This is a genomic window from Pseudomonas sp. LBUM1671 (assembly GCF_059695685.1).
Genome location: NZ_CP166782.1, coordinates 1,595,697 through 1,620,801 on the forward strand (window position 1 = coordinate 1,595,697; position 25,105 = coordinate 1,620,801).

23 protein-coding genes and 2 pseudogenes are annotated in these 25,105 nt (G+C 58.4%); 10 read left to right on the forward strand and 15 right to left on the reverse strand.

Annotated elements, in window-relative coordinates; translation table 11 throughout:
- Positions 1-31 precede the first annotated feature (31 nt).
- Complete coding sequence (locus ACA060_RS07205; RefSeq protein ID WP_497316309.1) at positions 32-1,348, reverse strand: putative porin; 1,317 nt, start codon at positions 1,346-1,348, stop codon at positions 32-34.
- Positions 1,349-1,632: 284 nt separating this feature from the next.
- Between ACA060_RS07205 and ACA060_RS07210 the strand changes: the two genes are divergently transcribed.
- Positions 1,633-2,757 carry a GNAT family N-acetyltransferase gene (locus ACA060_RS07210; RefSeq protein WP_497316311.1) on the forward strand — a complete coding sequence of 375 codons (1,125 nt, stop codon included), beginning with the start codon at positions 1,633-1,635 and terminating at the stop codon, positions 2,755-2,757.
- A gap of 15 nt (positions 2,758-2,772) precedes the next feature.
- On the opposite strand, the gene aqpZ is transcribed toward ACA060_RS07210, so the two are convergent.
- The 5 genes and pseudogenes from aqpZ to ACA060_RS07235 form a co-directional block, all read right to left on the reverse strand.
- The gene (aqpZ, locus tag ACA060_RS07215; protein WP_497316313.1) at positions 2,773-3,468 is read right to left on the reverse strand and encodes an aquaporin Z; all 696 of its coding nucleotides are present in this window, start codon (positions 3,466-3,468) and stop codon (positions 2,773-2,775) included.
- Positions 3,469-3,769: 301 nt separating this feature from the next.
- The gene (locus ACA060_RS07220) at positions 3,770-5,602 is read right to left on the reverse strand and encodes an ABC transporter ATP-binding protein (protein ID WP_497316315.1); all 1,833 of its coding nucleotides are present in this window, start codon (positions 5,600-5,602) and stop codon (positions 3,770-3,772) included.
- Positions 5,603-5,687: 85 nt separating this feature from the next.
- Positions 5,688-6,245, reverse strand: a complete 558-nt coding sequence (locus ACA060_RS07225) for a peptidylprolyl isomerase (protein ID WP_497316317.1) — start codon at positions 6,243-6,245, stop codon at positions 5,688-5,690.
- A gap of 3 nt (positions 6,246-6,248) precedes the next feature.
- Positions 6,249-7,054 (reverse strand): annotated as a pseudogene (locus ACA060_RS07230) (alpha/beta fold hydrolase).
- 14 nt (positions 7,055-7,068) lie between these two features.
- Complete coding sequence (locus tag ACA060_RS07235) at positions 7,069-7,992, reverse strand: PA3225 family LysR-type transcriptional regulator (RefSeq protein ID WP_109628489.1); 924 nt, start codon at positions 7,990-7,992, stop codon at positions 7,069-7,071.
- A gap of 49 nt (positions 7,993-8,041) precedes the next feature.
- Between ACA060_RS07235 and ACA060_RS07240 the strand changes: the two genes are divergently transcribed.
- The 3 genes from ACA060_RS07240 to ACA060_RS07250 all read left to right on the forward strand — a co-directional run bounded on the left by ACA060_RS07240 (position 8,042) and on the right by ACA060_RS07250 (position 10,426).
- Positions 8,042-8,371, forward strand: a complete 330-nt coding sequence (locus tag ACA060_RS07240) for a 3-phosphoglycerate kinase (RefSeq protein WP_497316319.1) — start codon at positions 8,042-8,044, stop codon at positions 8,369-8,371.
- 165 nt (positions 8,372-8,536) lie between these two features.
- Positions 8,537-9,136, forward strand: coding sequence for an FMN-dependent NADH-azoreductase (locus ACA060_RS07245; RefSeq protein WP_102594234.1), 600 nt, complete (start codon positions 8,537-8,539; stop codon positions 9,134-9,136).
- 420 nt (positions 9,137-9,556) lie between these two features.
- Positions 9,557-10,426, forward strand: coding sequence for a carboxylate/amino acid/amine transporter (locus tag ACA060_RS07250; RefSeq protein ID WP_497316321.1), 870 nt, complete (start codon positions 9,557-9,559; stop codon positions 10,424-10,426).
- Between the two features lie 100 nt (positions 10,427-10,526).
- On the opposite strand, the gene ACA060_RS07255 is transcribed toward ACA060_RS07250, so the two are convergent.
- Positions 10,527-11,825, reverse strand: coding sequence for a mechanosensitive ion channel family protein (locus tag ACA060_RS07255; RefSeq protein ID WP_497316323.1), 1,299 nt, complete (start codon positions 11,823-11,825; stop codon positions 10,527-10,529).
- A 193-nt stretch (positions 11,826-12,018) separates the two neighbouring features.
- On the opposite strand from ACA060_RS07255, the gene ACA060_RS07260 reads away from it, so the two are divergent.
- Positions 12,019-13,365, forward strand: coding sequence for a DEAD/DEAH box helicase (locus ACA060_RS07260; protein ID WP_008153197.1), 1,347 nt, complete (start codon positions 12,019-12,021; stop codon positions 13,363-13,365).
- 461 nt (positions 13,366-13,826) lie between these two features.
- Here the strand turns inward: ACA060_RS07260 and ACA060_RS07265 are convergent, their stop codons facing one another.
- From ACA060_RS07265 to ACA060_RS07280, 4 genes are all read right to left on the reverse strand, one after another.
- The gene (locus tag ACA060_RS07265) at positions 13,827-14,849 is read right to left on the reverse strand and encodes an IS110 family RNA-guided transposase (protein WP_497312317.1); all 1,023 of its coding nucleotides are present in this window, start codon (positions 14,847-14,849) and stop codon (positions 13,827-13,829) included.
- Positions 14,850-14,970: 121 nt separating this feature from the next.
- Positions 14,971-15,570 (reverse strand): hypothetical protein, encoded by a 600-nt coding sequence (locus ACA060_RS07270; protein WP_497316325.1) that lies wholly within the window; start codon positions 15,568-15,570, stop codon positions 14,971-14,973.
- A gap of 12 nt (positions 15,571-15,582) precedes the next feature.
- Complete coding sequence (locus ACA060_RS07275; protein WP_497316327.1) at positions 15,583-16,167, reverse strand: papain-like cysteine protease family protein; 585 nt, start codon at positions 16,165-16,167, stop codon at positions 15,583-15,585.
- 260 nt (positions 16,168-16,427) lie between these two features.
- A complete protein-coding gene (locus tag ACA060_RS07280; protein ID WP_497316329.1) occupies positions 16,428-16,703 on the reverse strand; it encodes a hypothetical protein in 276 nt (91 codons plus the stop codon).
- Positions 16,704-16,904: 201 nt separating this feature from the next.
- Between ACA060_RS07280 and ACA060_RS07285 the strand changes: the two are divergent.
- Positions 16,905-17,633 (forward strand): annotated as a pseudogene (locus ACA060_RS07285) (ShlB/FhaC/HecB family hemolysin secretion/activation protein); the annotation flags it as partial.
- Positions 17,634-18,143: 510 nt separating this feature from the next.
- On the opposite strand, the gene ACA060_RS07290 reads toward ACA060_RS07285, so the two are convergent.
- Complete coding sequence (locus ACA060_RS07290) at positions 18,144-18,878, reverse strand: DUF899 domain-containing protein (RefSeq protein WP_497316331.1); 735 nt, start codon at positions 18,876-18,878, stop codon at positions 18,144-18,146.
- Between the two features lie 178 nt (positions 18,879-19,056).
- Here ACA060_RS07290 and ACA060_RS07295 point away from each other — a divergent pair, with 178 nt between their 5' ends.
- Positions 19,057-19,446, forward strand: a complete 390-nt coding sequence (locus ACA060_RS07295) for a transcriptional regulator (RefSeq protein ID WP_109628499.1) — start codon at positions 19,057-19,059, stop codon at positions 19,444-19,446.
- Positions 19,447-19,509: 63 nt separating this feature from the next.
- On the opposite strand, the gene ACA060_RS07300 is transcribed toward ACA060_RS07295, so the two are convergent.
- The 3 genes from ACA060_RS07300 to ACA060_RS07310 form a co-directional block, all read right to left on the reverse strand.
- Positions 19,510-20,379: a DUF6279 family lipoprotein gene (locus tag ACA060_RS07300; RefSeq protein WP_109628500.1), complete on the reverse strand. Its 870-nt coding sequence runs from the start codon at positions 20,377-20,379 to the stop codon at positions 19,510-19,512.
- A gap of 78 nt (positions 20,380-20,457) precedes the next feature.
- Positions 20,458-21,174 carry a TorF family putative porin gene (locus ACA060_RS07305; protein ID WP_109628501.1) on the reverse strand — a complete coding sequence of 239 codons (717 nt, stop codon included), beginning with the start codon at positions 21,172-21,174 and terminating at the stop codon, positions 20,458-20,460.
- 220 nt (positions 21,175-21,394) lie between these two features.
- On the reverse strand, positions 21,395-21,583 hold the full coding sequence (locus ACA060_RS07310) for a PFL_1563 family small protein (RefSeq protein WP_017337097.1): 189 nt from the start codon (positions 21,581-21,583) through the stop codon (positions 21,395-21,397).
- Between the two features lie 352 nt (positions 21,584-21,935).
- On the opposite strand from ACA060_RS07310, the gene ACA060_RS07315 reads away from it, so the two are divergent.
- From ACA060_RS07315 to ACA060_RS07325, 3 genes are all read left to right on the forward strand, one after another.
- Complete coding sequence (locus ACA060_RS07315; protein WP_109628502.1) at positions 21,936-22,772, forward strand: CvfB family protein; 837 nt, start codon at positions 21,936-21,938, stop codon at positions 22,770-22,772.
- A gap of 46 nt (positions 22,773-22,818) precedes the next feature.
- The gene (locus ACA060_RS07320; protein WP_497316334.1) at positions 22,819-23,211 is read left to right on the forward strand and encodes a DUF2177 family protein; all 393 of its coding nucleotides are present in this window, start codon (positions 22,819-22,821) and stop codon (positions 23,209-23,211) included.
- Positions 23,212-23,587: 376 nt separating this feature from the next.
- Entirely contained in the window at positions 23,588-25,033 is a 1,446-nt protein-coding gene (locus ACA060_RS07325; RefSeq protein ID WP_497316336.1) for an NCS1 family nucleobase:cation symporter-1, read from the forward strand.
- Positions 25,034-25,105 lie beyond the last annotated feature (72 nt).

The window sequence follows — 25,105 nt, forward strand, 5'->3', positions numbered from 1 at the left end:
GTCCATGACCTGAGGCGTGCAACGGTGCTGCTTAGAACTTGGCTTCGGCATCCAGTTGCAGGGTGTTGATGTCCGAATCCTTGAGGGTGGCGTTGGTGTAGTCAGAGTTAGCCATGAAGTACGTCGCGCCCAGGGCGAAGTTCTTGTCCAGCTCGTAACTCACTTTCAACTTGCTGCCACGCGAACCGGTGAAACCGTTGGCGAAGTCGGAGTCGGTGAAGGCACCGACCACCGCGTTACGCTGTACGTCGCGATAGTTGTAGTCCACGGCGAAGCCATAGAACTTGGTCTTTACACCCGCCAGCCAGGCAGAATCCTGATCGTTGCTGGCATCTTTGTTGTTGACGTACTGGCCGTACAGCGAGAGCGGCAGTGGCAGGCCGGTGATGTCGATCTGGCCAAAGCCTTCGTACAGTTTGAATTGCTCGTTCGGGGTGTTGCCGTTGGTGGCCAGCACGGATGGAATGCTGGTGCCGCCTGCGGTGATGTCGTCGTCGTTGTCGTAGCCGTAGACACTGCCGCCCAGGGTCAGTTTCAGGTTGTCGGTGAGGGCGAAACGCGCGCCCAACTGGCCGGCGTACAGACGCAAATCGTGCTTGAACTGCACGCCGTCGCCGTCGACGTTGTCTTTGAGGGTGTAGTGGCCGGCGCTACCGAACAGCTCGGTGCTGGCGCCCAGCGGGTATTTGTAAGTGAGTGCCAGGCCTTCGGGGCTGATGTCGCTATCCCAGATGATGTCGCCCATGCTCACCCATTGCTGTGGCATCTTGCCGCCCACGATGTGCAGGTTTTTGGCGAAGTCCGGGTGGTAGTCGACGTAACCCTGGTCCAGCCAGATCGACTTCTTGTCGAAGTAATTGTCCAGGCTCTGGTTGGTGGAACGGGCGTCGTCGTTGTTACCGGTGGCGATACGGATGCCGGTGTCGACTTGTGGGTTGATCTCGGTGTAGGCACCCAGGCGGGCACGAACGCGCTGACGATCCTGGTCGCGGTTGTTGGAAACGCCATCGTTCTTGACTGTCTCCTGGCGGAAACGCACGTCGCCCTTGAATTGGGTCTTGGCGGCCCAGGCCAGTTTCTGGTCGAAGGTGCTCAGTTCATTGGTTTTCTTCGCAGTGGCCGCGATCTGCTCGTTGGTTTCCTGCTGAGCCTGACGGGCGATTTGCTGGTCTTTCTGATCCCTGGCTAACTCGGCTTGCAGTTCGCTGTATTGCGCGTTAGTAATCGAGCCGTTTGCCTTGAGCATGTCGAGCAGTTTGGCGTCGACTGCGGCGCTGGCCGGAACGCTCATGGCCAGCAGCAGACCGCCACACAGGGCCGCCGCAGTTTTCGTGGAAGCAAGACGCATATCAATCTCCGAAGATGTAAGGGGATGACTGAGCCATCCGGGACACAACCGACCATTGACGGACGGAAACAGTGGCCGGGTAGAACCCGACGCTCTAAAAACTGGCGCCAGTATCGCGATGGTTTATTACAGAGCAGTGGCAAAGTGATGGCGTCTCGATGACGATACAAAGACTGTCTGAACTTTTGATCCAGAGCCCTGTCGGCGCTTTTTGACGGATGTGTAATGGCGGGCGATAGGCGATACTCGCCGGGCTGTTACGCGAAGAAGTCGAGAGGGTGTCAATGCCGCTGCAACGTCTGGAAAGCCTGTCCGATATTGGTCCGCGCACGTGGGATGCCCTGGTGCCGGATAATCAGCCGTTCCTGCGCCATGCCTTTCTCAGCGCGCTGGAAGACAGTGGCAGCGTCGCCGCCCATTCCGGCTGGCAGCCCGAGCATCTGTTGCATATCGAAGAGGGGCGGCTGATCGCCGCGCTACCCAGCTACCGCAAGTGGCATTCCTACGGCGAGTACGTGTTCGATCACGCCTGGGCCGATGCCTGTGAGCGTGCCGGCATCGACTATTACCCGAAGCTGTTGACCGCCGTGCCGTTCAGCCCGGTCAGCGGGCCACGGTTGCTGGCGCGCAGTGTCGAGGACGGTTTCGAGCTGCTCAAGAGCCTGCCGGGCTACCTGGAGATCGAAGAACTCTCCAGCGCTCACATCAATTTCACAGACCCTTTCACCGACGCGGCATTGGCCGAACAACCCGGCTGGTTGCAGCGGATCGGCTGTCAGTACCACTGGCAGAATCGCGGTTATCGGGACTTTCAGGATTTCCTCGACGTACTCAGTTCGCGCAAACGTAAGCAGATGCGCAAGGAGCGCGAGCAAGTGGCGGGGCAGGGGATTGATTTCGAATGGCTGGAAGGCAAGCAGCTGGATCAGGCGCAGTGGGATTTTGTCTATGCCTGCTACGCCAATACCTACGCGGTGCGTCGGCAAAGGCCCTATTTGACGCGGGAGTTTTTCAGTCTGCTGGCCGAGCGCATGCCCGAAGCCATTCGCGTGGTGCTGGCCAAACAAGGTTCACGACCCGTGGCCATGGCCTTCAGCCTGGTGGGCGGCGACAGTTTTTACGGGCGTTACTGGGGCTGCCTGGCGGAGTTCGACCGTTTGCATTTCGAGACCTGTTTCTACCAGGGCATGGACTACTCGATTGCCAATGGCTTCCAGCGTTTTGATGCCGGCGCCCAAGGCGAACACAAGTTGATTCGCGGCTTTGAACCGGTGATCACCCATTCCTGGCATTACCTGCGTCACCCCGGACTGAAAGCCGCGGTCAAAGACTTCCTGCACCAGGAACGTCTTGGGGTGTTGGCCTATGCCGAGGAAGCGAGGACCGCGTTGCCTTATCGGCAGGCATGACCCTCGCCCGTGGCATCAAGTGACTTCCTTGCCCAGCCAGCGATACGTCACGCCGCCAACCACCGCGCCCAGCAGCGGCGCCACCCAGAACATCCACAATTGCGCGATGGCCCAGCCACCGACCATCAACGCCGGACCGGTGCTGCGGGCCGGGTTGACCGACGTGTTGGTGACGGGAATCGAGATCAAGTGAATCAGTGTCAAGGCCAGGCCGATGGCAATCGGTGCAAGCCCGGCGGGCGCACGTTTGTCGGTGGCACCGAGGATGATCAGTACGAACATTGCGGTCATCACCAGTTCACAGACAAAGCCTGCGGCCATTGAGTACTTGCCCGGGGAGTGTTCGCCATAGCCGTTCGAGGCCAGGCCGGCGGAGAGGTCGAAACCTTCCTTGCCGCTGGCGATGTAGTAGATCAGCGCGGCGGCGATGATCGCGCCAATCACCTGGGCGATGATGTACGCAGGCAACTCCCGGGCCGGAAACCGGCCTCCGACACACAGGCCGACGGAGACGGCAGGGTTGAGGTGACAACCGGAAATATGGCCAATGGCGAAGGCCATGGTCAACACGGTGAGACCAAACGCGATGGCCACACCCAGCACCCCGATCCCGAGGGGCGAAGACGCGGCGAGCACCGCACTGCCGCAACCTCCCAATACGAGCCAGAACGTACCTAACAGCTCAGTGACTGAACGTTTGAACAGAGGCATGAGAGCGTCCTTGATAGGCGACCTATCGAGACTGTATCGCGTGATGCATCCTGCAGGCTTACGACAGGCTCATCTCCAGAACCTTGGCTGAGTACAGCAGGGATTTTGCGGATTTCCAGCGGCCACAAAAAACCGCCAGGGCCTGTGGGTAGCAGGCTGTGGCGGTTTTTCAGTCTGGCGGAGATCAATGTGGGAGCGAGCCTGCTCGCGATAGCGGTGTATCAAACGGCAAAAATGCTGACTGACACACCGCTATCGCGAGCAGGCTCGCTCCTACAGGTTCTGTGGTGATCTCGCGATATCAGTCGATCCCGACAAACCCACCCGTCTGGTGCTGCCACAGCCGCGCATACAACCCGCCATGCGCCAGCAGTTCGGCGTGGGTGCCGGTTTCGGCGATCTTGCCTTTTTCCAGCACCACCAGCCGATCCATCCGGGCGATGGTCGAGAGCCGGTGGGCGATGGCGATCACGGTTTTGCCCTGCATCAGGGTTTCCAGACTTTCCTGGATCGCCGCTTCGACTTCCGAATCCAGCGCCGAGGTCGCCTCGTCCATGATCAGGATCGGTGCGTCCTTGAGCAGCACGCGAGCAATCGCAATCCGCTGACGCTGGCCGCCGGAAAGTTTCACCCCGCGTTCACCCACATGCGCATCGAAACCGGTACGGCCTTCGGCGTCCGTCAACAACGGAATGAACTCATCGGCGCGGGCCTTGTGCACGGCTTCCCACAGCTCGGCGTCGGTGGCGTCGGGCCTGCCGTAAAGCAGGTTGTCGCGGATCGAACGGTGCAGCAACGAGGTGTCCTGGGTGATCATGCCGATGCGCTCGCGCAGGCTTTCCTGACCGACTTCGGCGATGTTCTGCCCATCGATGAGGATTCCCCCGCCCTGCACGTCATAGAGGCGCAGCAGCAGGTTGACCAGGGTCGATTTGCCGGCGCCGGACGGTCCGATCAAGCCGATTTTCTCACCGGGCTTGATCGTCAGGTTGAGATCGCCAATGATCCCGCTCTTCTTGCCGTAGTGAAAATCCACGTGCTCGAAGCGCACTTCGCCTCGGGGCACGGCCAGCGGTTTGGCTTGATCACGGTCGGTGATGCTGACCGGTTGGGCGATGGTCCGTAAACCGTCCTGGACCATGCCGATGTTTTCGAAGATGCCGGTGACCACCCACATGATCCAGCCGGACATGTTGACGATACGAATCACCAAGCCTGTCGCCAGGGCAATCGCGCCCACCGAGATCAGCGACTGCGTCCACAGCCACAGGGCCAGGCCGGTGGTGGTGACGATCAGCAGGCCGTTCATGCTGGTGATGGCCACGTCCATGCTGGTGACCACGCGCCCGGCCAGTTGGGCTTTTTCGGTCTGCTCCTTGATGGCTTCCTTGGCGTATTGCTGTTCATGGTTGGTATGGGCGAACAACTTCAAGGTGGTGATGTTGGTATAGCCGTCGACGATCCGTCCCATGAGTTTGGAACGCGCATCGGAGGATTGCACCGAGCGGTCCTTGACCCGAGGCACGAAGTAATAAAGCGCGCCGATGAATCCAGCGATCCAGGTCGTCAGCGGGATCATCAGGCGCCAGTCGGCTTCGGCAAACAGCACCAGCGCGCTGATGGCGTAGATCAGCACATGCCACAGGGCATCCACCGCTTGCACGGCGGAATCGCGCAGGGCGTTGCCGGTCTGCATGATGCGCTGGGCGATGCGCCCGGCGAAGTCGTTCTGAAAGAAATTCAGGCTCTGTTTGAGCACGTAGCGGTGGTTCTGCCAGAGAATCAGGCTGGTCATGCCGGGGTTCAGCGTCTGGTGTACCAGCAGGTCGTGCAGACCGAAGAAAATCGGTCGCAGAACCAGGGTCACCACCACCATCCAGGTCAGCTCAAGTGCGTGGTCCTGGAAGAAATCCGGGTTCGGGGTGCCTTGGGCCAGGTCGATGATGCGGCTCAGGTAGTTGAACAGCGCGACTTCGATCAAGGAGGCGAACAGGCCGACAATCAGCAGGGCGGCGAAACTCGGCCAGACCTGCTTCAAATAATAGGTATAGAAGGGGAGAACCCGATCTGGCGGAGCCGCCGTCGGAGCGTCGCGGAATATGTCGATCAGTTTCTCGAAACGGCGATAAAGCATCAGTTCTCCGCCCGCGCACGGGCTCTCCTTTAAACGATATGAGCGGCACCGGATACCGGCAGCCGCTCAAGCACTCCTGTGCAGATTAGTCGATGACTTTGGCTGACTTGATGAACACAGGGTCGGCCGGTACGTCTTTCATGCCGCTTTTGGTGGTGGTCTGGGAGTTGACGATGACATCGACCACATCCATGCCTTTGACGACTTTACCGAACACGGCATAGCCATCGCCCTGGTCCAGGAAGTCGTTGTCCTTGACGTTGATGAAGAATTGGCTGGTGGCCGAATCCGGGTTCGAGGTGCGGGCCATGGACAGCGTGCCACGCACGTTATGCAAGCCGTTCTTGGATTCGTTCTTGATCGGTGCCTTGGTTTCTTTTTGCTGCATCTGTTGCGTGAAACCACCGCCCTGGACCATGAAGCCAGGAATCACACGGTGGAAAATCGTGTTGTTGTAGAAGCCGCTGTTGACGTAATCAAGGAAGTTCTTGGTACTGATCGGTGCCTTGACCGAGTCCAGTTCGATTTCGATCTGGCCGTTGGTGGTTTCCAGCAACACGTGTGGCGCCTTGGCGGGCGTTGCGGCCATCAGGTTGGCGGCAAACAGAACGGAGCCGGCGACGAGGGCGATTTTTTTCAGCATGGGTCAGTGATCCTGAGTGAGGTGGTGTCGACTGCGGTGAGAAACTCGAGCAGGGTTTGGTTGAAGCGTTCGGGTTGATCCAGCGGGGTGGCGTGACGCGAATCGGCGATCACCACCAGCCGTGCATCGGGCAGCAGTTTTACGTAGGTTTCCTTCAGCGAGACCGGCGTGTAATCACGGTCGGCGGTGACGATGAGGGTTGGACAGGCGACCTTCGAAAGTCGTTCCTGAACACCCCAGCCAACGATGGCATCGAAGCTGGCGAGATAAGCATGTTTGTCGTTTTTTGCCCAGCGCTCGGCCATCTTTTGACGCAAATCAGCTTGTTCTGGTTTGGGAAATAGCTTGGCGCCCAGGGCCTTGCCGATGGTGCCCAGACTGAGGACACGCATCAGGCTCCAGCGCTTGAACCACTGCCAGTAATCGTCGCGGCTACGCAGTTTGACTTCGGGTGCGCTGTTGACGATGCACAGGCTTTTGAGCATGTGCGGCTGATCCACGGCCAGTTGAAAACCGATCATGCCGCCCATGGATAAGCCCACATAATGCGTGGGGCCGAGGTTCAGGTGCTCCATCAGGGCGACCAGGTCGGCGCTGAATCCGGCGATGCTGTAGCGTTCGCGGGGTTTATCGGATCGACCGTGACCGCGTACGTCCGGGACGATCACGCGGTAATGAGCTGACAGCGCCGGGATCTGCTTTTCCCAGTCCAGGGTGCTGGACCCCAGCCCGTGGACCAGCAGCAACGGCGTGCCGTGGCCGTATTCCTCATAGTGCAGGTTGCAACCTTCATGTTCGAAATAGGCCATGCAGATACTCCGTATCAGGCTTGTTCAGGGGCGGCGAACGGCGCATCCAGCGGCGCGGTGTCGAAGGTGCGCAGCAGTTCGATCAGGATTTGCGTCGCCGGGCCCAAGGGTTTGTCCTTGTTTGAATACAGATAGAAGCTCGGGTTGCGGCTGCCGCCCTGGTCCAACGGTAGCAGCTTGAGCGTGCCTTCCCTCAGTTCGCGTTCGATCATGTGCCGGGGCAGCCAGGCGAAACCCAGGCCGCTGCTGACAAATGTCGCCGCGGTGGCCAGGCTGCCGACGGTCCAGCGCTGTTCGGCGCCGAGCCAGCCGACGTCCCGTGGTTGCTGGCGGCCGGAGTCGCGGATGACCACTTGCATCTGGGTTTCCAGGTCCTGGAAGTTCAGTTCGCGGTTCAGACGATGCAGCGGGTGATCGGGATGGGCAACGGCGACGAATTCAACATCGCTCAATTCCGCGCCGAGATAGCCGGGAATGCTGAAGCCGGTGATCGCCAGGTCAGCTACGCCTTCGAGCAACACTTCTTCGACACCCGACAGCACTTCTTCGCGCAGACGCACCCGGCAGCCACGGCTTTGCGGCATGAACGCGGTCAACGCACGGACGAGGCGGGCGCTCGGGTAAGCGGCGTCGACCACCAGCCGCACTTCCGCTTCCCAGCCTTGCTCCATGTGGTGGGCCAGGTCTTCCAGCTGGCTGGCCTGTTTCACCAGTTGCCGCGAGCGACGCAGCAACACGCCGCCGGCTTCGGTCAGCACTGCTTTGCGGCCGTCGATGCGCAACAGCGGCACGCCGAGCTGGTCCTGCATACGCGCCACGGTGTAGCTCACCGAGGATTGCGAACGGTGCAGCGCTTCGGCGGCCTGGGCGAAACCGCCGTGGTCAACCACGGCTTGCAAGGTTCGCCATTGATCAAGGGTCACGCGGGGCGCTTTCATGAATAGCTCCTCTTGTCCTAAGCTGGCAGTCCTTATTGGAGACTGCTGAATGAAAAAGTTTTGTAGTGTGGTATCGGGTTGTGTGGTGCTGGCGCTGCTGCCGTTGACTGCGTTTGCGTATCCGATCGATGTGACAAAGCAGCTTAATGGCATGAAGATCGACTACAACGCGTTCGATACGGATAACGACATCGCCTCCATCCAGGTCAACAACTACGGCGACACCGATGCGATCTGTAAGGTGGTTTTCAACAATGGCCCGGAAGCGCCGCGCACCCGCTCTATCGAAGTGGCCGCCGGCAAACACAAAAATGCCACCGCCAAGTTCACCCGCACCATTATCAAGATGCGAATCAACCTGACCTGCAGCCCCAAATGACTTTCAACTCTGTGGGAGCAACAGGCTCGCTCCCACGGGGCATGCTCAGCTTATAAACGAATTTATTGATGGGTTGTAGCAGTTATTTGCGCTTTTTCATCGATATGACTCTGTTTAACCTTCACTCCATCGCCTTACAGCATTCTCAGATGGAGCCTACAACCCATGTCACGCGTTCTGATCATCGAAAGCAGCGCCCGTCAGCAAGACTCGGTTTCCCGTCAGTTGACCCAGACCTTCATCAGCCAGTGGAAAGCCGCGCACCCGAACGACCAGATCACCGTGCGTGACCTCGCCGTCAACCCGGTTCCGCATCTGGACATCAATCTGCTGGGCGGCTGGATGAAACCTGCCGAACAGCGCAGCGATATCGAACAGGTCTCCCTGGAACGCTCCAACCAGTTGACCGACGAACTGCTGGCCGCCGATGTGCTGGTCATGGCCGCGCCGATGTACAACTTTGCCATTCCCAGCACCCTCAAAGCCTGGCTCGACCATGTGCTGCGTGCGGGCGTGACGTTCAAGTACACCGAGACCGGCCCGCAAGGTTTGCTCAGCGGCAAGCGCGCCTACGTGCTGACTGCTCGCGGCGGGATCTACGCCGGCAGCACGGCCGATCACCAGGAACCGTACCTGCGTCAGGTCATGGGCTTCATCGGGATCCACGACGTGACGTTTATTCATGCCGAAGGCATGAACCTGGGCGGTGACTTCCAGGAGAAGGGCCTGAACCAGGCCAACGCCAAGCTTTCCCAAGTGGCTTGAGGCTTTAATCGCCAGATAATCCCTTGATGTTCAAGTGGCCTGGCGCAACCCCTTCAAGGCTTTACGCGCATCGAACCTCCCTTTGCACTTGTTGCTCCTGAGTGCTGTCGCCCGATTGAACGCTTTAGCGAGATCGGGCTTTTTTTTGCCTGGGATTTATTGGATCGGCACACAGTCCCTGCTGGAGCGAGCTTTTGTGGTGAGGGGATTTATCCCCGTAGGGCTGCGAAGCGGCCCCAAAATCGGAATACCCGGTGTGTCAGGTACACCGCAAACAATTGTTTACGACTGCTTCGCAGCCGGACGGGGATAAATCCCCTCGCCACAAAGGCTCGGTCCCACAGGGGATCTGTGTGTGGCCGGCTGTCGCGGTGAAGGGCAAAACCCGCTATCGTCGCCGCCATTCGAAACGAGGCGAGCATGGGCTATCTACTTTTTGTCACGCTGATCCAGGCGTTTTCCTTCAGTCTGATCGGCGAATACCTGGCCGGCCATGTCGACAGTTACTTCGCGGTGCTGGTGCGTGTGCTGCTGGCGGGTCTGGTGTTTATTCCGCTGACGCGCTGGCGTTCGGTCGAGCCGGCGTTCATGCGCGGCATGCTGCTGATCGGCGCGTTGCAGTTCGGCGTGACTTACGTCTGCCTGTACCTGAGCTTCCGGGTGCTGACGGTGCCGGAAGTGTTGCTGTTCACCATCCTCACGCCGCTGCACGTAACGCTGATCGAAGATGCCCTGAACCGACGCTTCAATCCGTGGGCGCTGGTGGCGGCACTGGTGGCGGTGCTCGGCGCGGCGGTGATCCGTTACGACCGGATCAATCCGGATTTCTTCATGGGCTTCCTGCTGCTGCAACTGGCCAACTTCACCTACGCCGCCGGGCAAGTGCTTTATAAGCATCTGGTGGCGCGTCATCCGAGCGATCTGCCGCACTACCGGCGCTTTGGCTACTTCTACCTGGGCGCGCTGGCGGTGGCATTGCCGGCGTTCCTGATGTTCGGGAAACAGAATTTCCTGCCCGAAGCACCGTTGCAGTGGGGCGTGCTGGTGTTCCTCGGCCTGGTCTCGACCGCGTTGGGATTGTACTGGTGGAACAAGGGCGCCTGCCTGGTGAATGGCGGGACGCTGGCGGTGATGAACAACCTGCATGTACCGGTGGGGTTGCTGATCAATCTGCTGATCTGGAATCAGCATGAAGAGCTGGGGCGGTTGTTGTTTGGTGGATCGGTGATTTTGATGGCGGTGTGGATCAGTCGGTTGGGCATCAGACCCACCGCAATCCGTACCTTGTAGGAGCGAGGCTTGCCCGCGAAGACGGTGTGTCAATCAACATTAATGTAGGCTGATACACCGCCTTCGCGGGCAAGCCTCGCTCCTACAGGGGGATGTGGTGCTACATGATGTGCTTTTCAGGCTCGGGAATGTGGCTTGCGCCGAGCACGGCAGGGAGCAGCCCCGAGCGCAAATCCCCGCCACTCGGCTGCTGATACAGACTCAACCCGAACTCCGGCAACACTGCCAGCAAGTAATCAAAAATATCCCCCTGAATCCGCTCGTAATCCGCCCACGCGGTGGTGCGGGTGAAGCAGTAGATCTCCAGCGGAATGCCCTGCGCGGTGGTTTGCATCTGGCGGACCATGCAGGTCATGTTCGGCTGGACCTCCGGGTGACTCTTCAGATACGCCAACGCATAGGCGCGGAACGTCCCGATGTTGGTCATCCGCCGCCGGTTGGCCGACATCGCCGCGACGTTGCCCTGAGCCTCGTTCCAGGCCTTGAGTTCGGCCTGTTTGCGGCTGATGTAATCGGTCAGCAAATGCACCTGCGACAATTTCAACTCTTCGTCATCGCGGATGAATCGCACGCCGCTGGCATCAATGAACAGGCTGCGCTTGATCCGCCGTCCGCCGGACTGCTGCATGCCTCGCCAGTTCTTGAACGATTCGGACATCAGGCGCCAGGTCGGTATCGAGACGATGGTCTTGTCGAAATTCTGCACCTTCACCGTGTGCAGCGTGATGTCGACAACGTCACCGTCGGCACCGACTTGCAGCATCTCGATCCAGTCACCGACCCGCAGCATGTCGTTGCTGGTCAGCTGCACGCTGGCGACGAACGACAGCAGCGTGTCCTTGTAGACCAACAGAATAACCGCCGACATGGCACCCAGACCCGACAGCAGCAACAGCGGCGAACGGTCGATCAGCGTGGCGACGATGATGATCGCGCCAAACACGTACAAGACCATTTTCGCCAGCTGCACGTAGCCTTTGATCGAGCGAGTGCGGGCGTGTTCGGTGCGCGCGTAGATGTCCAGCAGGGCACTGAGCAGGGCGCTGACCGACAGCACCAGGAACAGGATGGTGAACGCCAGTGCGACGTTGCCGAGGAATATCAGGCTGGTCTTGCTCAGCTCCGGCACCAGGTACAGCCCGAACTGGATCACCAGCGACGGCGTCATTTGCGCCAGGCGATGAAAGACCTTGTTGTGCCGAAAGTCGTTGATCCAGTGCAGGGCCGGTTGGCGACCGAGCATTTTGGTCGCGTGAATAATGAGGTAGCGCGCCACTCGTCCGAGGACCAGCGCCACTACCAGCAGCAGCATCAGCGCCAGGGTGGAATGCAGGAGCGGGTGCTGATCGAGGGCACCCCAGAGGTCTTGGATGTTGAGCCAGAGCTGTTTGATATCCATGGGCGAAAACGGTTCTTCTGTAGGACGCGACGGGGCGATTAGAGCATCTAAGACGCTTTGCATGACGTTTTGAGACAAATCAGGCAACAAAAAAGCCACTGTTTACCGCCGTTTGCATAAAGAAACTCGGCCTCGGCGCTCGAAACCGTTACCCTATGCAGCTGTTTTTTTGTATTTCTTCGAGGTAGCACCCGTGTTTTCCCAATTCGCCCTGCACGAACGCCTGCTCAAAGCCGTGGCCGAGCTGAAATTTGTCGAGCCAACGCCTGTGCAAGCAGCGGCTATTCCGCTGGCGCTCCAAGGGCGTGACCTGCGGGTGACAGCGCAAACCGGTAGCGGCAAAACCGCTGCATTCGTTTTGCCGATCCTCAACCGTCTGATCGGCCCGGCCAAAGTCCGCGTCAGCATCAAGACCCTGATCCTGCTGCCGACTCGCGAGCTGGCCCAGCAGACCATCAAGGAAGTCGAGCGTTTCGCTCAGTTCACCTTCATCAAGTCCGGTCTGATCACCGGCGGTGAAGACTTCAAGGTCCAGGCCGCCATGCTGCGCAAGGTGCCAGACATCCTGATCGGTACGCCGGGCCGGATGATCGAGCAACTGAACGCCGGCAACCTCGACTTGAAAGAAGTTGAAGTGCTTGTCCTCGACGAAGCCGACCGCATGCTCGACATGGGCTTTGCCGAAGACGTCCAGCGTCTGGTCGAAGAATGCACCAACCGTCAGCAGACCATGCTGTTCTCGGCCACCACCGGTGGGTCGGGCTTGCGCGAGATGGTCGCCAAGGTCCTGAACAATCCAGAACACTTGCAGCTGAACAACGTCAGCGATCTGAACGCGACCACCCGTCAGCAGATCATCACCGCTGACCATAACCAGCACAAAGAACAGATCGTGAACTGGCTGCTGGCCAACGAGACCTATCAGAAGGCCATCGTGTTCACCAATACCCGGGCCATGGCTGACCGCATCTACGGTCGTCTGGTGGCGCAGGAATACAAAGCGTTCGTGCTGCACGGTGACAAAGACCAGAAAGACCGCAAGCTGGCCATCGACCGCCTGAAGCAGGGCGGCGTGAAAATCCTCGTCGCCACCGACGTCGCAGCTCGCGGCCTCGACGTGGAAGGCCTGGACCTGGTGATCAACTTCGACATGCCGCGCAGCGGCGACGAATACGTTCACCGCATCGGTCGCACCGGCCGCGCCGGCAACGATGGCCTGGCCATCTCGCTGATCTGCCACGGCGACTGGAACCTGATGTCGAGCGTCGAGCGCTACCTCAAGCAAAGCTTCGAGCGCCGCACCATCAAGGAAGTCAAAGGCACCTACGGCGGACCGAAAAAGGTCAAGGCCTCGGGCAAAGCCGTTGGCGTGAAGAAGAAAAAGGTCGACGCCAAGGGCGACAAGAAGAAAACCGGCGCCAAGGCACCGACCAAGCGCAAGATCGCCAACCGCCCGAAGACCGACGCTTTGTCGCTGGTCAGCAAGGACGGCATGGCGCCGCTCAAGCGCCGCAAGCCGGAAGCGCCGGCTGCTGAATAAACCGCTGTCAGTCAGTTAAGGTACGGCGAGCACAAAACCTGTGGCTAGGGGCTTTTGTGGCGAGGGGGCTTGCCCCCGTTGGGTCGCGAAGCGGCCCCCATGCTCTCTGGAAAGAAGGGACTGCTGCGCAGTCCAACGGGGGCAAGCCCCCTCGCCACAGGGTTAGTGTCGTGCCTGACTGATCGCCAATAGCTGTAGCTTTTCAATAAAATGTATGGTCAGCCCATCTCCTGCAACCTCATGGGCTGTTTTCGGTAAAGCTGGCTTGCGCTAATGTATCCGGGCTCATTGTGAGCGTTGCTGCAACAACGCTCGGCCCTCGATGAGTAGCCGCTCCCGACTGTCCTGAAAAAACCCTCAGCCTCTAAAGCTGATTTTATTGCCAGGTTCTCAGTCGGGCCGTTTGCCGTTTACTGTCATCAGTCAGTGACGTCGCAAAAGCCGGTAGTAAAGCTGTACGTTCAAGCGTTCGGATGTGGGTCGTACTGGCCGCCTTTGGCCAGTACCGCCCACACGATTCGCGCCAGTTTGTTCGCCAGCGCGCACGCGACGACATTGGAGTGTCGACGCGTCAGAAGCTCCCGAACCCAAGGCCCAATGGCGTCTTCCCGCTTATCGATATGCTGCATGATGGATCGCGCGCCCTGCACCAGCAGTTGGCGGATGTGCTTGTCGCCTCGCTTGCTGATCCCCAGAAGCACTGTCTTTCCGCCCGTCGAATATTGCCTCGGCACCAGCCCTAGCGAAGCGGCAAAATCGCGTCCACTTCGATAGTTCGACGCATCGCCTACATCGGCCAATACCGCACTGGCGGTGATGGGACCGATGCCAGGAATACTCTGCAAACGACTCCCGGCATCGTCTTCTTTCAACTGTTGCTTCAGATCGGACTCGATGTCCTTGATTTCATCATTCAGCTGTTGAATTTGATGATGGAGACGCATCACTACGCCCTTTAGGCGCAACGGAACCGGGTGCTGCGGGTCGTCCAACAGCGCCGGCACGCGGTGCAACGCAGCGGCACCTATAGGCAGGCTGATCCCGAACTCCAGCAGAAAGCCATGAATCTGGTTGGTCGCGACGGTTCGCTGGCCAATCAAAGATTTACGGACACGATGCAGGGCTGAAAGCGTTTGTTGCTCTGCGGTTTTGATCGAGCAGAAGCGCATCGCGGGGCGGCTCGCCGCCTCGCAAATCGCTTCGGCATCAATGAAGTCGTTTTTGTTGCCTTTGACGAACGGTTTGACGTGCTGCGGGGCGATCAGCTTCACCTCGTGGCCCAATGCACCGATCTGTCGAGCCAGCCAGTGGGCGCCACCGCACGACTCCATCACCACCGTGCAGGCCGGTAACTGGGCCAATGTGCTGAGCAATTGGCCGCGGTTGGTTTTCTTGCGCAATACCTGATGACCTTTGGCGTCCTGGCCATGTAGGTGGAAACTGTGTTTGCCAATGTCGATACCGAGAAGCGTCATCGTGTTCATGAGAGATCCTCCGCCGAAAACGAGAAAAGCCCTGCAAGCGTAAACCTGCAGGGCTTCTCGGTCAGGCTGACCATCTCATTAAACCCGGACAGTGTCCGGGTTTTTTTACGTCCAGCGTTTGTCAGCTCCCTAACAGCCCACGGGTGTCCGCATCAAAGCGTTGCTTGGCTTGATCAGCCTTCGGTTTGAGTAAAGCGAGCAGCGCGGCCTCGCTGTACAGCTGAGTGAACGCCAGTTCCTTTGGCGTCGGCTCAATCGGGATCAGCACGTCGCTATCGCCTGCATGCAGCCAGATCGCCACAAGGTGCAGCGCCGAAACAAACAACACCCGCAGTTCCACTGTTTTACCCTGTAGTTGCGGCGACTGTTCCGCCAGTTTCAACGCCCCGACCGTCGCGGCCGCCATGGCCCCGTGGTTCAGCGAGGCGAACTCGACATGGCCGCGGACGTCGGCCAATTGCGCATCGGCAATCGTCACGCCATTGGAAAACACCAGGTAATGCCAATCGCCGACTTTGGCGTCTTTCAGGCCTTTGCCTTGGCTCACGTCCTCCAGGCTGATCGAGTAACCACGGTAGGCCTCGCTCAGGCTGATGTTGCCGGGCGTGGCGTTGGCAAACTGGCGATTGACGCCGAAGCCTTGGGTTTGCAGGGCGGCTTGCAGCGCCGGACGCAAGGTCTGCACGCCGTTGGAAGGCGCCTTTGGATAAGTCAGTTGCATGATGTCGCCCTCCTAGTTTTTAACGGTGAAGTAAGTGTTGGTCCAGTTGCCGCCGCCGTTGTAAGAACCGGGGAAGGAGTTCAACGCTCGGGTCGAGTAGCCGTAGATCGAGTCTGCGACCAGCACGTAGTTGCCGTTGGTGCCATAGATCGTCAGGAAGTGCGCACCGCCACCGTACCAGGCACAGCGCAAACCGATCGGTCGGCCCATGTTGATCTGATTCTGGATGGCCGACATCTGCAGCGAACCCTGGTTCATGCCGTTGAAACTGCGGGTGATCCTCAGGGCTGTATCCAGATAGCCATACACGTTGCACGGCCCCGGTTGATTGCAGCAGTTGCGGTCCAGCGCGGTGGTGGCCACGCCGCATTGGGTCCAGGACCCGGTGCCGTAATAGTTGCCGACCGAGGCGGAAACCGCCGCCCAGCACCAGTTGGTCTGGGTTTGTGGCTGCATGGTGAAGTTGAGGCTGGCAGCAGCCTGTGCATTGAGGGGGGCGGCCGATTCGACATCGGACAGTTGCGGGTTGAGCAGATGACCGGTCAGGCACCTTGGCAGAGTTTCGCCGGTGAATTGCGTTGCTTCAGTGGTTAACATTTTTTCAATCCTCCATGAGTGAAAACAAGCGTCCAGCTTGTGGGTCTGTAGCGGTGTGGCTGAGCGATCGGCGTGTGCGGTTTGCCATGGTTGATGGCTGGCTCCGATCCGGGCTCGAGGTAACCTTAGGTAGATTTATGCATTTGTGCAAATAAATAAATGCACTAGTGCAAATTCCAGCTCGAAAGGATGGTGCCTTTTGCAGCGCCGGAGGAACCGTCATTCTTGCGTAGCAATGACCGAAGGCTGCAATCCCGGTTTCAGCTCTCGGCCTTTTTATCTGCCGTCTTCAGCTCTTTCAGGCGCTGATCAATCAGCTGGCATTTATCGGGCAGATCCGCGCTGGCGGTGCCTAAATCCATCTTCTGTAACTCATCGTTGATCTCTTTGGCTTTCTTCGGATTCTGTTCCGTGAGCCTGGTCACTTCCTTGGCCAGTTGTTCACGCTTGGCTGTGGCTTCTTCAGGAGTGCAGGCCCAAGCGGGGAGGGCACAGGCGAGAGTGGTGACGAGGGTGAGTTTCAGCAGGGTTTTCATTGTGAGCCTCGGTTCCGTTTCGGGCGGTTAAACGGTTGAGGCTGTTGGGCTATGAAAGTTCACTCATCATCCTTTAGTCGGGTAGACATTACCGTTCGTCGACTTTTTATCTCCTCTGGATCTAAGAATTGACGTCAAAATGATGGCACTCTAGTATCGCGCCACTATTGTGCTATCAGTCTCCATTCGAGGGATCGAAATATGTACCCACCCGCCCTCGTGGCGAGGTTGTGCCTGGCTTTGCTGTGCCTTTCTCCGCTACATCTTGCTCATGCCGCCCCCACTCCAGGGGAAACCGACCTCATTCGTGAACGTCAGGACCGCTTGCTCGAAGAGCAACGTCGGCGTCTCGAAGAGCTCAAGGAATTACCCGGCAAAGAAGTCAAACCCGTCGCACCGACAGCGCCCGCCGACACCCGTTGCTTCCCCATCAAGGACATCGAACTCAACGGTGCCGACAGTCTTTCCGAGCGCGAGAAAAACCGTCTGCTCAAGCCTTACATCGGCCAATGCCTGGGCGTAACCCAGCTCAACGAAGTGCTGAAAGTCATCACCGATCACTACATCGAAGAAGGCCTGGTCACCAGCCGCGCCTACTTGCCGCAGCAGGATTTGTCTGGCGGGCATTTGAAGGTGTTGGTGGTCGAAGGCAGGCTCGAAGGGTTGAAAGGTGCCGACGGCAGTAAGCTGTCGGACCGTGAACTGGCCATGGCTTTTCCCGGCAAGACTGGCGAACTGGTCAACCTGCGGGAGATCGAGCAACTGGTCGATCAGCTCAACCGTTTGCCATCGAATCAGGCACAGATGGAATTGGCGCCGGGCAAGAACGTCGGCGGCAGCGAAGTGCTGGTTAAGAACACCCCGCAAAAGCCCTGGCGTGCCGGGTTGTCTCGCAGCAACGACGGCCAGCGCAGCACCGGTGAACAGCAGCGACTGCGCCGGGTGTCCGTTTCCATGTGTTTTATTTAATGGCTCTGATCTTCGAAAAGGGATTTATTTGTTTGGAACTGGTGCTAAGACTAGAAGAGTAAATCTTTCCCCTATCCAGTGCCTGCTCAGTGAACCTGCTCCTTTTTTTACCCCCTCTATACCCAAGGATCGGACATGTTTCCAAAATTAGCGTTAATACTGCTGGCCCTCTCGCTATCAGCCTGCGGACCCTCTCGTTCAGCATGGGTCGATAGCGCCAACCGCCTGGTAGGACAACCAATACCCGACCTCGAAAACACCCCTTGCGATGTTCGCTGTCGGGTCATGTTGTGGTCCCCGAACAATCACGAACACCGCTATCAGCGAGTGGTCGAGGGCGACGGAAATCGCTACTACTTCAACTGGCTATTCGACTGCAGTTACTCGGTGTACACCACGGCCGATGGTGTGATCCGGTCGTGGCGGTTCGAGACATCGCGGCCTGAAAGTTGTTATGTGTTCTAGCGCTCACTATCCCCCATGGCAGCAGCTGGATGACGTCTTGTCTTCGTATTTGTCGTGGTGCTGCACCCATTCCATGATTTCCTCTTCGTTACGGCCCTTGGGCGTCAGGTCGAGGTAGTTGTAGGCGCCGACCAGCAGGTCGAGACCACGGGCATAAGTGGAATAGGTGTGAAAGATTTCGCCGGCTTCATTGCGATAAAACACGCTGAGGCCGGGGAGTTCTTCTTCCGCTCCGTCGGATCTTTCGTAGTTGTAGGTGGCTTTGCCAGCGGCGACGTCTTCGGCTCGGGCGGAGACGCCGAAGTCGTAGTTGAAATCGCAGCCTTCTGATGACACCCAGTCAAATTTCCAGCCCATGCGCCGTTTAAAGGCCTGGAATTCGGCGAACGGTGCGTGGGAAACCGCGACCACGGCGACGTCATGGTGAGCCAGATGCTGGTTGGCGCCGTCGATGTGGTCGGACAGGAACGAGCAGCCGGGGCAGCCTTCGTCCCATCCCGCGGCGAACATGAAGTGGTAGATGACCAACTGGCTGCGGCCGCCGAACAGGTCGGCGAGTTTCAGTTCGCCTTGGGGGCCCTGGAAGTGGTAATCCTTATCGATTTTCACCCAGGGCAAGGCGCGGCGTTCGGCACTGAGCTTGTCCCGTTCTTTGGTGAAGGCTTTTTCGTGGGCCAGGTGTTGTTTGCGGGCGGCGAGCCATTCATCGCGGGACACGACGGGATGATTCTGAACGTTCATCAGGTTTTCTCCTTCGCAATGCTGGGAGGTGACTTACACAGCCTAGTCGTTTGGCCTGCGTCCAATTCGACATGCCGTCGGTCGGCAGCCGCAAAAAACTCGGCTGAACGGCTGCGCGCGGTGCCGGTCACAACTTAAGAAGGCCATCTCACTCACAGGCTTTGGAGGTTGAATCAGGATGACAACTTACAACTGGGATTTGATTGAACGCTTGCTGCACGAAGTGCAACACGGTGAGTCCAGTTTCACGCCGCGCCCGTATGCCGAGCAGTACGCTGCGGAGAAAGCGTCGGAAGGCGAAGCGACTGAAAACCTCGATCACCTCAAGGCTGTGGCCGGCGAGTACGAAAAATTACTGCTGGAGCGCGGTTATATCGAGCCTAGGCCTGAAGAGCAGGGCGGCACCGGCTCCAATTACATTTTGACGCCGCGGGGCTCGAGTTTGTTGAGCCTGATCGACAGCAGCATTCCGGGTAATGATCATCCGCGGCAGGTATTGGATGAGCAGGAAGATGCACTGGATGAGCTGACGTTTGATGAGGTGGCGTCGAAGGCGCAGATCGCCTGAAGACCACCCATAACCAATGTGGGAGCGAGCAAGCCCGCTCCCACATTGGATTTGTGTTGTGTTTTAGCCTTGTTGCGCTGCTTTCAGGCATTTCAGATCGTTGAAGTCCTTGCGAACCCCTTCAATTTTCTTCAATAAGCGCTGGCGCTGTACCGGCGTACTCTCAGCCATCAAATCCACAAACAAGCTTCGTGCCTGCGCTTCGGTATTGGCGTAGGCCTGACGGTAAGCCGGCGTCCACAAACTCTCGCGATTCACCAGAAGTGTCTCAATACGCTGTGGGAATTCCGGACTCTGGCGTTGCGCAACGGCCGCACTGAACTGCTTCTGCCAATGGACACGGTTGGCGATCCATTGCGTGTTCTGGTCACCCAAGGCGTTTGACCATGTCACCACCCGTTGTCGCTGGGTCGGGCTGAGCGGTCCAAGCCAGTCGTTCAGGCGCTTTTCCATGCGCGCGCCGCGCTGCTTGATCTGCTGATCGAGAGACGGTTTAACGTAATCCTCCTGGCGTTTGCGCTGATCCTTGTCGAAGGCGTCGTTCATTTCCGCGACTTGCTTGTCATCCAGCCCCTGCAACAGCTCGATGGCCGAGGGCGTGATTTCTCGGGCGGTCTGGGCGATGGCGGCTTTGGCTTCCTGAGTGCGGGTCTGCAGTGCGGCGTCGGAGACCTGATTGGTCTCGACCATGCTCTGCAAGCGGTCCAGCCAGTCGAGATAGCCCGGCAATTGCGTGGTGCAGTGCCAGCTCAAGTGTTCCCCGAGGCGCTCGTTGAACCAGCCTTTCTGTTCGCCATTCATGTCCAGGTAGTCGCTGAGCGTCCACGGAATGATCACGTCGAGGTTGCGGTAGGCCAGGCCCACGCGGCTACAGGCGCCAAGAGCGAGGCTGAGGGTGATGATGACGGCGAGATACTTCAACCAGCGCGACATGGGCGAATCCTTGCGAAAGCCTGGCTTCGTGAGGGGGATTCTTATGTGAACGCAGAATGTGCCCGGCAGTTCAGCCGATCAATAAAAGGCGCGCTCCGCCCTGATAGTGACCAGCCCGTCGCACTGGCTGTTGTGCCCGGAATAGGCGGAGCAGTCGCTGCCGCTGAGGCTTGAGTCGCTGTAGATCAGGTCCAGATCGACGCCCATGAAGGGGCGGGAGAGTTGCACGGACCAATCGGTGAAGCTGCCGATATACCCGCCGTCGACAGACGCCGGCGTGTTGAGCTGATGGGTGGTGTATTTCATGCTGATCCCGATGCCGAACGGCTGATTGCCACCCAGGTCCGCGAACACGGTGCTGTTCTGTTTGTCCGGGTCATTGCTGAAGGCTGCGCCGAAACGGCTGCCGAGAAAGGTCAGGCCACCGAACAGCTCCTGGCTGTCGAGAGTGTCCACTTTCGGATAGCTGTAGCGGATCAAGCCGACTTCGTACCCGAGGGTATTATCGAAAGGCTGTTTAAAGCCCAGGTAGGAATCGACTTCAAGGTTGGCCCCAGGGGATAAACCCATGCTCGGCGCCCATTGCCCCACATAAAAACCGCTGTCGTGGCTCAGGTCGAGGCCGCCGTGGAACGAGCCGGTGCTGGAAGGCTTGACCAGCCCCTGGGCCATGCTGCGGCTGGGGGTGGTGCCGAGTTTGAGGTCGAAGTCGCCCAATTCACGCTGGAAGATTTGCGCGTTGGCGACCGAACACGACAGCAGGGTGCCGAGCAATAAATGGGAGGGTTTGAGCATGCGTCACTCCATGACCGCGAGGAGCAGGAACAAAAACCTACTGAAACGCTTGATCTAGACGTGTGCAAGCATACCGGCGAATGCTCGGCATTGAAGGCCGTTCGTCGATTTTTGAAATATTGATGTGTTTGGCGGGGTGTGGCGAGGGGGTTCCAGCCCAAGCGCTTCGAAGCTCAAAGCGCTTACGGACCAGGTGACGCAGCGGATCTTTGGGGGAGTGTTACTTCTTGCCCAAAGTGATCTGCTTGGACGGGCCGAACGTCTGGCCGCTGACGCCTTTGGCAATTTGCTGGATCTCGCCGCCGGACTTGAGGAACGCAGCAATCTGGTTGTTGATCGATTCGCTGGTTTCAACGGCTGGAGCTGGCTTTGCTTTGCTGTTGGATGCTTTTACACGCATGGCGGCCATTAACCTGTAGAAAATTAACTTGGCCAGGCATCGTACAGGAAATACTTGACAATTGCTTGGCAAATATCCCCTCAAAATACACATCGTAGGGGAGTCATTAATCCAAAGTTATTATCCGAAATACGATCCTAAGCTGCTGTTTTAACTAAGAACGGCCATAGAAAAATACGGTTTTCCGAGGGGCTGGCAGGGGTGGCTGGCGCCCAATTGGCCTGACGAGCGGCCAAACGCCTTAGGCAAAACCCAGGAAAATTAAGGCCTTCAGAAGAAATTCTGGTGTCACTGGGCTGGCCACGGGAACGACGCCCGCAAAACCGGGTAGAATGCCGCCCACGCAATGAGGGTATTGGAAATGGCTTTAGTCGGGCGCTACAACAGTTTGCAAGTGGTTAAACACACTAACTTCGGTTTATATCTTGACGGTGGCGCGGACGGCGAAATCCTCCTGCCTAATCGTTATATTCCCAAAGATATTCCCAGCGAAGATGAAGACTGGCTCAACGTTTTTGTTTATCTGGACAGCGATGACAAACTCATCGCAACTACCGAAAAGCCGAAAGTTCAGGTCGGTGAATTCGCCAGTTTGAAAGTTGTTGAAGTCAACAGCATCGGTGTTTTCCTGGATTGGGGCCTGCCAAAGGACCTGCTGCTGCCGTACTCCGAAGAAAAGCGCCAGATGACCGCCGGCGAATATGTCGTGGTGCACGTCTACCTCGACAAGCACACCCGCCGCATCACCGCGACGGCGCGCCTGGATCGTTACCTCGACAAGACCCCGGCCAGTTACACCCCGGGCCAGGAAGTTGATTTGCTGGTGGCCGAAGCGACCGATATGGGTTTCAAGGCAATCATCAACAACAAGCACTGGGGCCTGATCCACAAGAACGAAATCTTCAAGTTCATGCGCGCCGGCAAGGAAGAGAAAGGCTTTATCAAAGAAGTCCGTACCGACGGCAAGATCAGCCTGAGCCTGCAACCAGTGGGCGAAGAGGCCGCCACCAGCCTCAACTCGAAGATCCTCGCCAAGTTGCGTGAAAACAACGGCACCCTGCCGGTCAGCGACAAGAGCGATCCGGCGGTGATTACCAGCCTGTTTGGTGTCAGCAAAGGCAACTTCAAGAAGGCCATCGGTGCGCTGTACAAGAACGGCCAGATCGTCATTCATGCGGATCGCATTGAACTAAGCTGACCGCGCGCCGGCCCCATGTAGGTCAATCACACGGGGTTGGACTGCGATGAAAAAAGCTCTCTTGGCTTACGTCAGCACCTTGTTGGCGTTTCTCGTGCTCGACGGCCTCTGGCTCGGCGTGCTCATGGCGCCGACCTATCGCGCGCTGCTCGGTCCGCTGATGCTCGACCAACCGCTGCTGGCCCCGGCAGCGGTGTTCTATCTCCTTTATGTATTCGGTTGTTTGGTGTTCGTAGTGTTGCCGGCAAAGACCTGGCGACGAGCCTCGGCGCTGGGCGCGTTGTTGGGGCTGGTGGCTTACGGCACCTATGACTTGAGTAATTGGGCGACATTGACCGGATGGTCGGCACAGCTGGCGTTGATGGACATGGCCTGGGGCACCTTGGCCACCTGCATTGCCTGCACCGTTGGGTATTGGGTTACGCGAAAGGTGCTGTGATTCCCGTTGCCTTCAATGACGCCTTCGCGGGCAAGCCCGCTCCCACAGTGGATTTGTGTTGAGCCGAAGATGTTCATGGCGACGAATATCCTTGTGGGAGCGGGCTTGCCCGCGATTGCCCGCACAGCAGCACTCATCCAAGTTGTATACAGATAAATTTGCACTGAATGCAGGCATTCATGCCCTGTTGATGGGCGTTATCTACGCCGAGATCTGTCTGAGACCTCGCTCTGCCTCGTGTGAAAGCCGCGACTTGTCACACATTCAATGCCTATGGCACGCATTCTGCGTAGCAACTCGTATACAAACCACGCCAGCTCCCGTGCGCAGTGTGGTCGCCGCATCAATTCCGGGGGCTGCTTCAAGGAGTCCCGCGATGACCGAGCAATTGCCCAACGGCTACAGCCCCCGCCTGTATAACCAGGACTTGGGGCCGGTGCCGCAGAAATGGAACTGGTACAACATCTTCGCTTTCTGGATGAGCGATGTGCACAGCGTCGGGGGTTATGTGTTCGCCGCCAGCCTGTTCGCCCTGGGCCTGGCCAGTTGGCAGGTGTTGATCGCGTTGCTTGGCGGAATCTGCATCGTGCAACTGATCGCCAATCTGGTGGCCAGGCCGAGCCAGCAAGCGGCGGTGCCGTACCCGGTAATCTGTCGCCTGGCCTTCGGCGTGTTCGGAGCGAATATTCCTGCGGTCATCCGCGGCCTGATCGCCGTGGCCTGGTACGGGATTCAGACGTACCTTGCGTCCAGCGCCTTGATCATCGTCGTGTTGCGATTCTTTCCTGCAATGGCGGCCTACGCCGAACCGCATTTTGCCGGTTTGTCCTACCTTGGCTGGTTCGGTTTCCTCAGCCTGTGGTGCTTACAGGCGATGGTGTTCTGGGCCGGCATGGAGTCGATCCGACGTTTCATCGATTGGGCAGGTCCGGTGGTTTACGGCGTGATGTTCATGCTCGCCGGTTGGATCGTCTGGCAGGCCGGCTGGAGCAACATCAGTTTCACCCTTGCGGAAAAATCCCTGTCCGGCTGGGAAGCGTTCGGACAAGTGATTGTCGCCACGGCGCTGGTGGTGTCGTACTTTTCCGGCCCTACCCTGAATTTCGGTGACTTCAGTCGCTATTGCCGCAGCATGAAGGACGTGCGGCGTGGAAACTTCTGGGGCTTGCCGGTCAATTTTCTCGCCTTTTCCCTGGTCACCGTGGTCATTGTTTCCGGCACCTTGCCGGTGTTCGGTGAAATGCTGCACGACCCGATCGCCACCGTGGCGCGCATCGACAACAGTGTTGCCGTGCTGCTCGGTGCCTTCGCCTTTGTCACCGCGACCATCGGCATCAACATCGTTGCCAACTTCGTGTCCCCGGCATTCGATTTCGCCAACGTAGCCCCGAGCAAAATCAGCTGGCGTGCGGGCGGGATGATTGCGGCGGTGGCCTCGATTTTCATCACCCCGTGGAACCTGTTCAACAACCCGGAAGTGATTCACTACACCCTCGACGTACTGGCGGCCTTCATCGGCCCGCTGTTCGGGATTCTGTTGGTGGATTACTACCTGATCAAAAAGCAGCAGATCAATGTCGATGCGCTGTTTGATGACGGCCCCAACGGTCAGTATTACTACAGCGGCGGGGTCAATTGGACCGCGGTGAAAGCGCTGATTCCTGCAACCCTCATGGGCGTGGCGATCACCTTCACCCCGGTGCTGCAACCGATGGCCAATTTTGCCTGGTTCACGGGTTGCTTCCTCGGTGGCGCGATTTACTTCGTTTTGGCTTGGCGCGAGCAAACCCATCAAACGGCAGCGGTTGCCACCGCGGGATAACGCAACCCCCTGGGGGAGCGGGCTTGCTCGCGAAGGGGTCGGGTCAGTCAGCATTGATGTTGTCTGGCACAC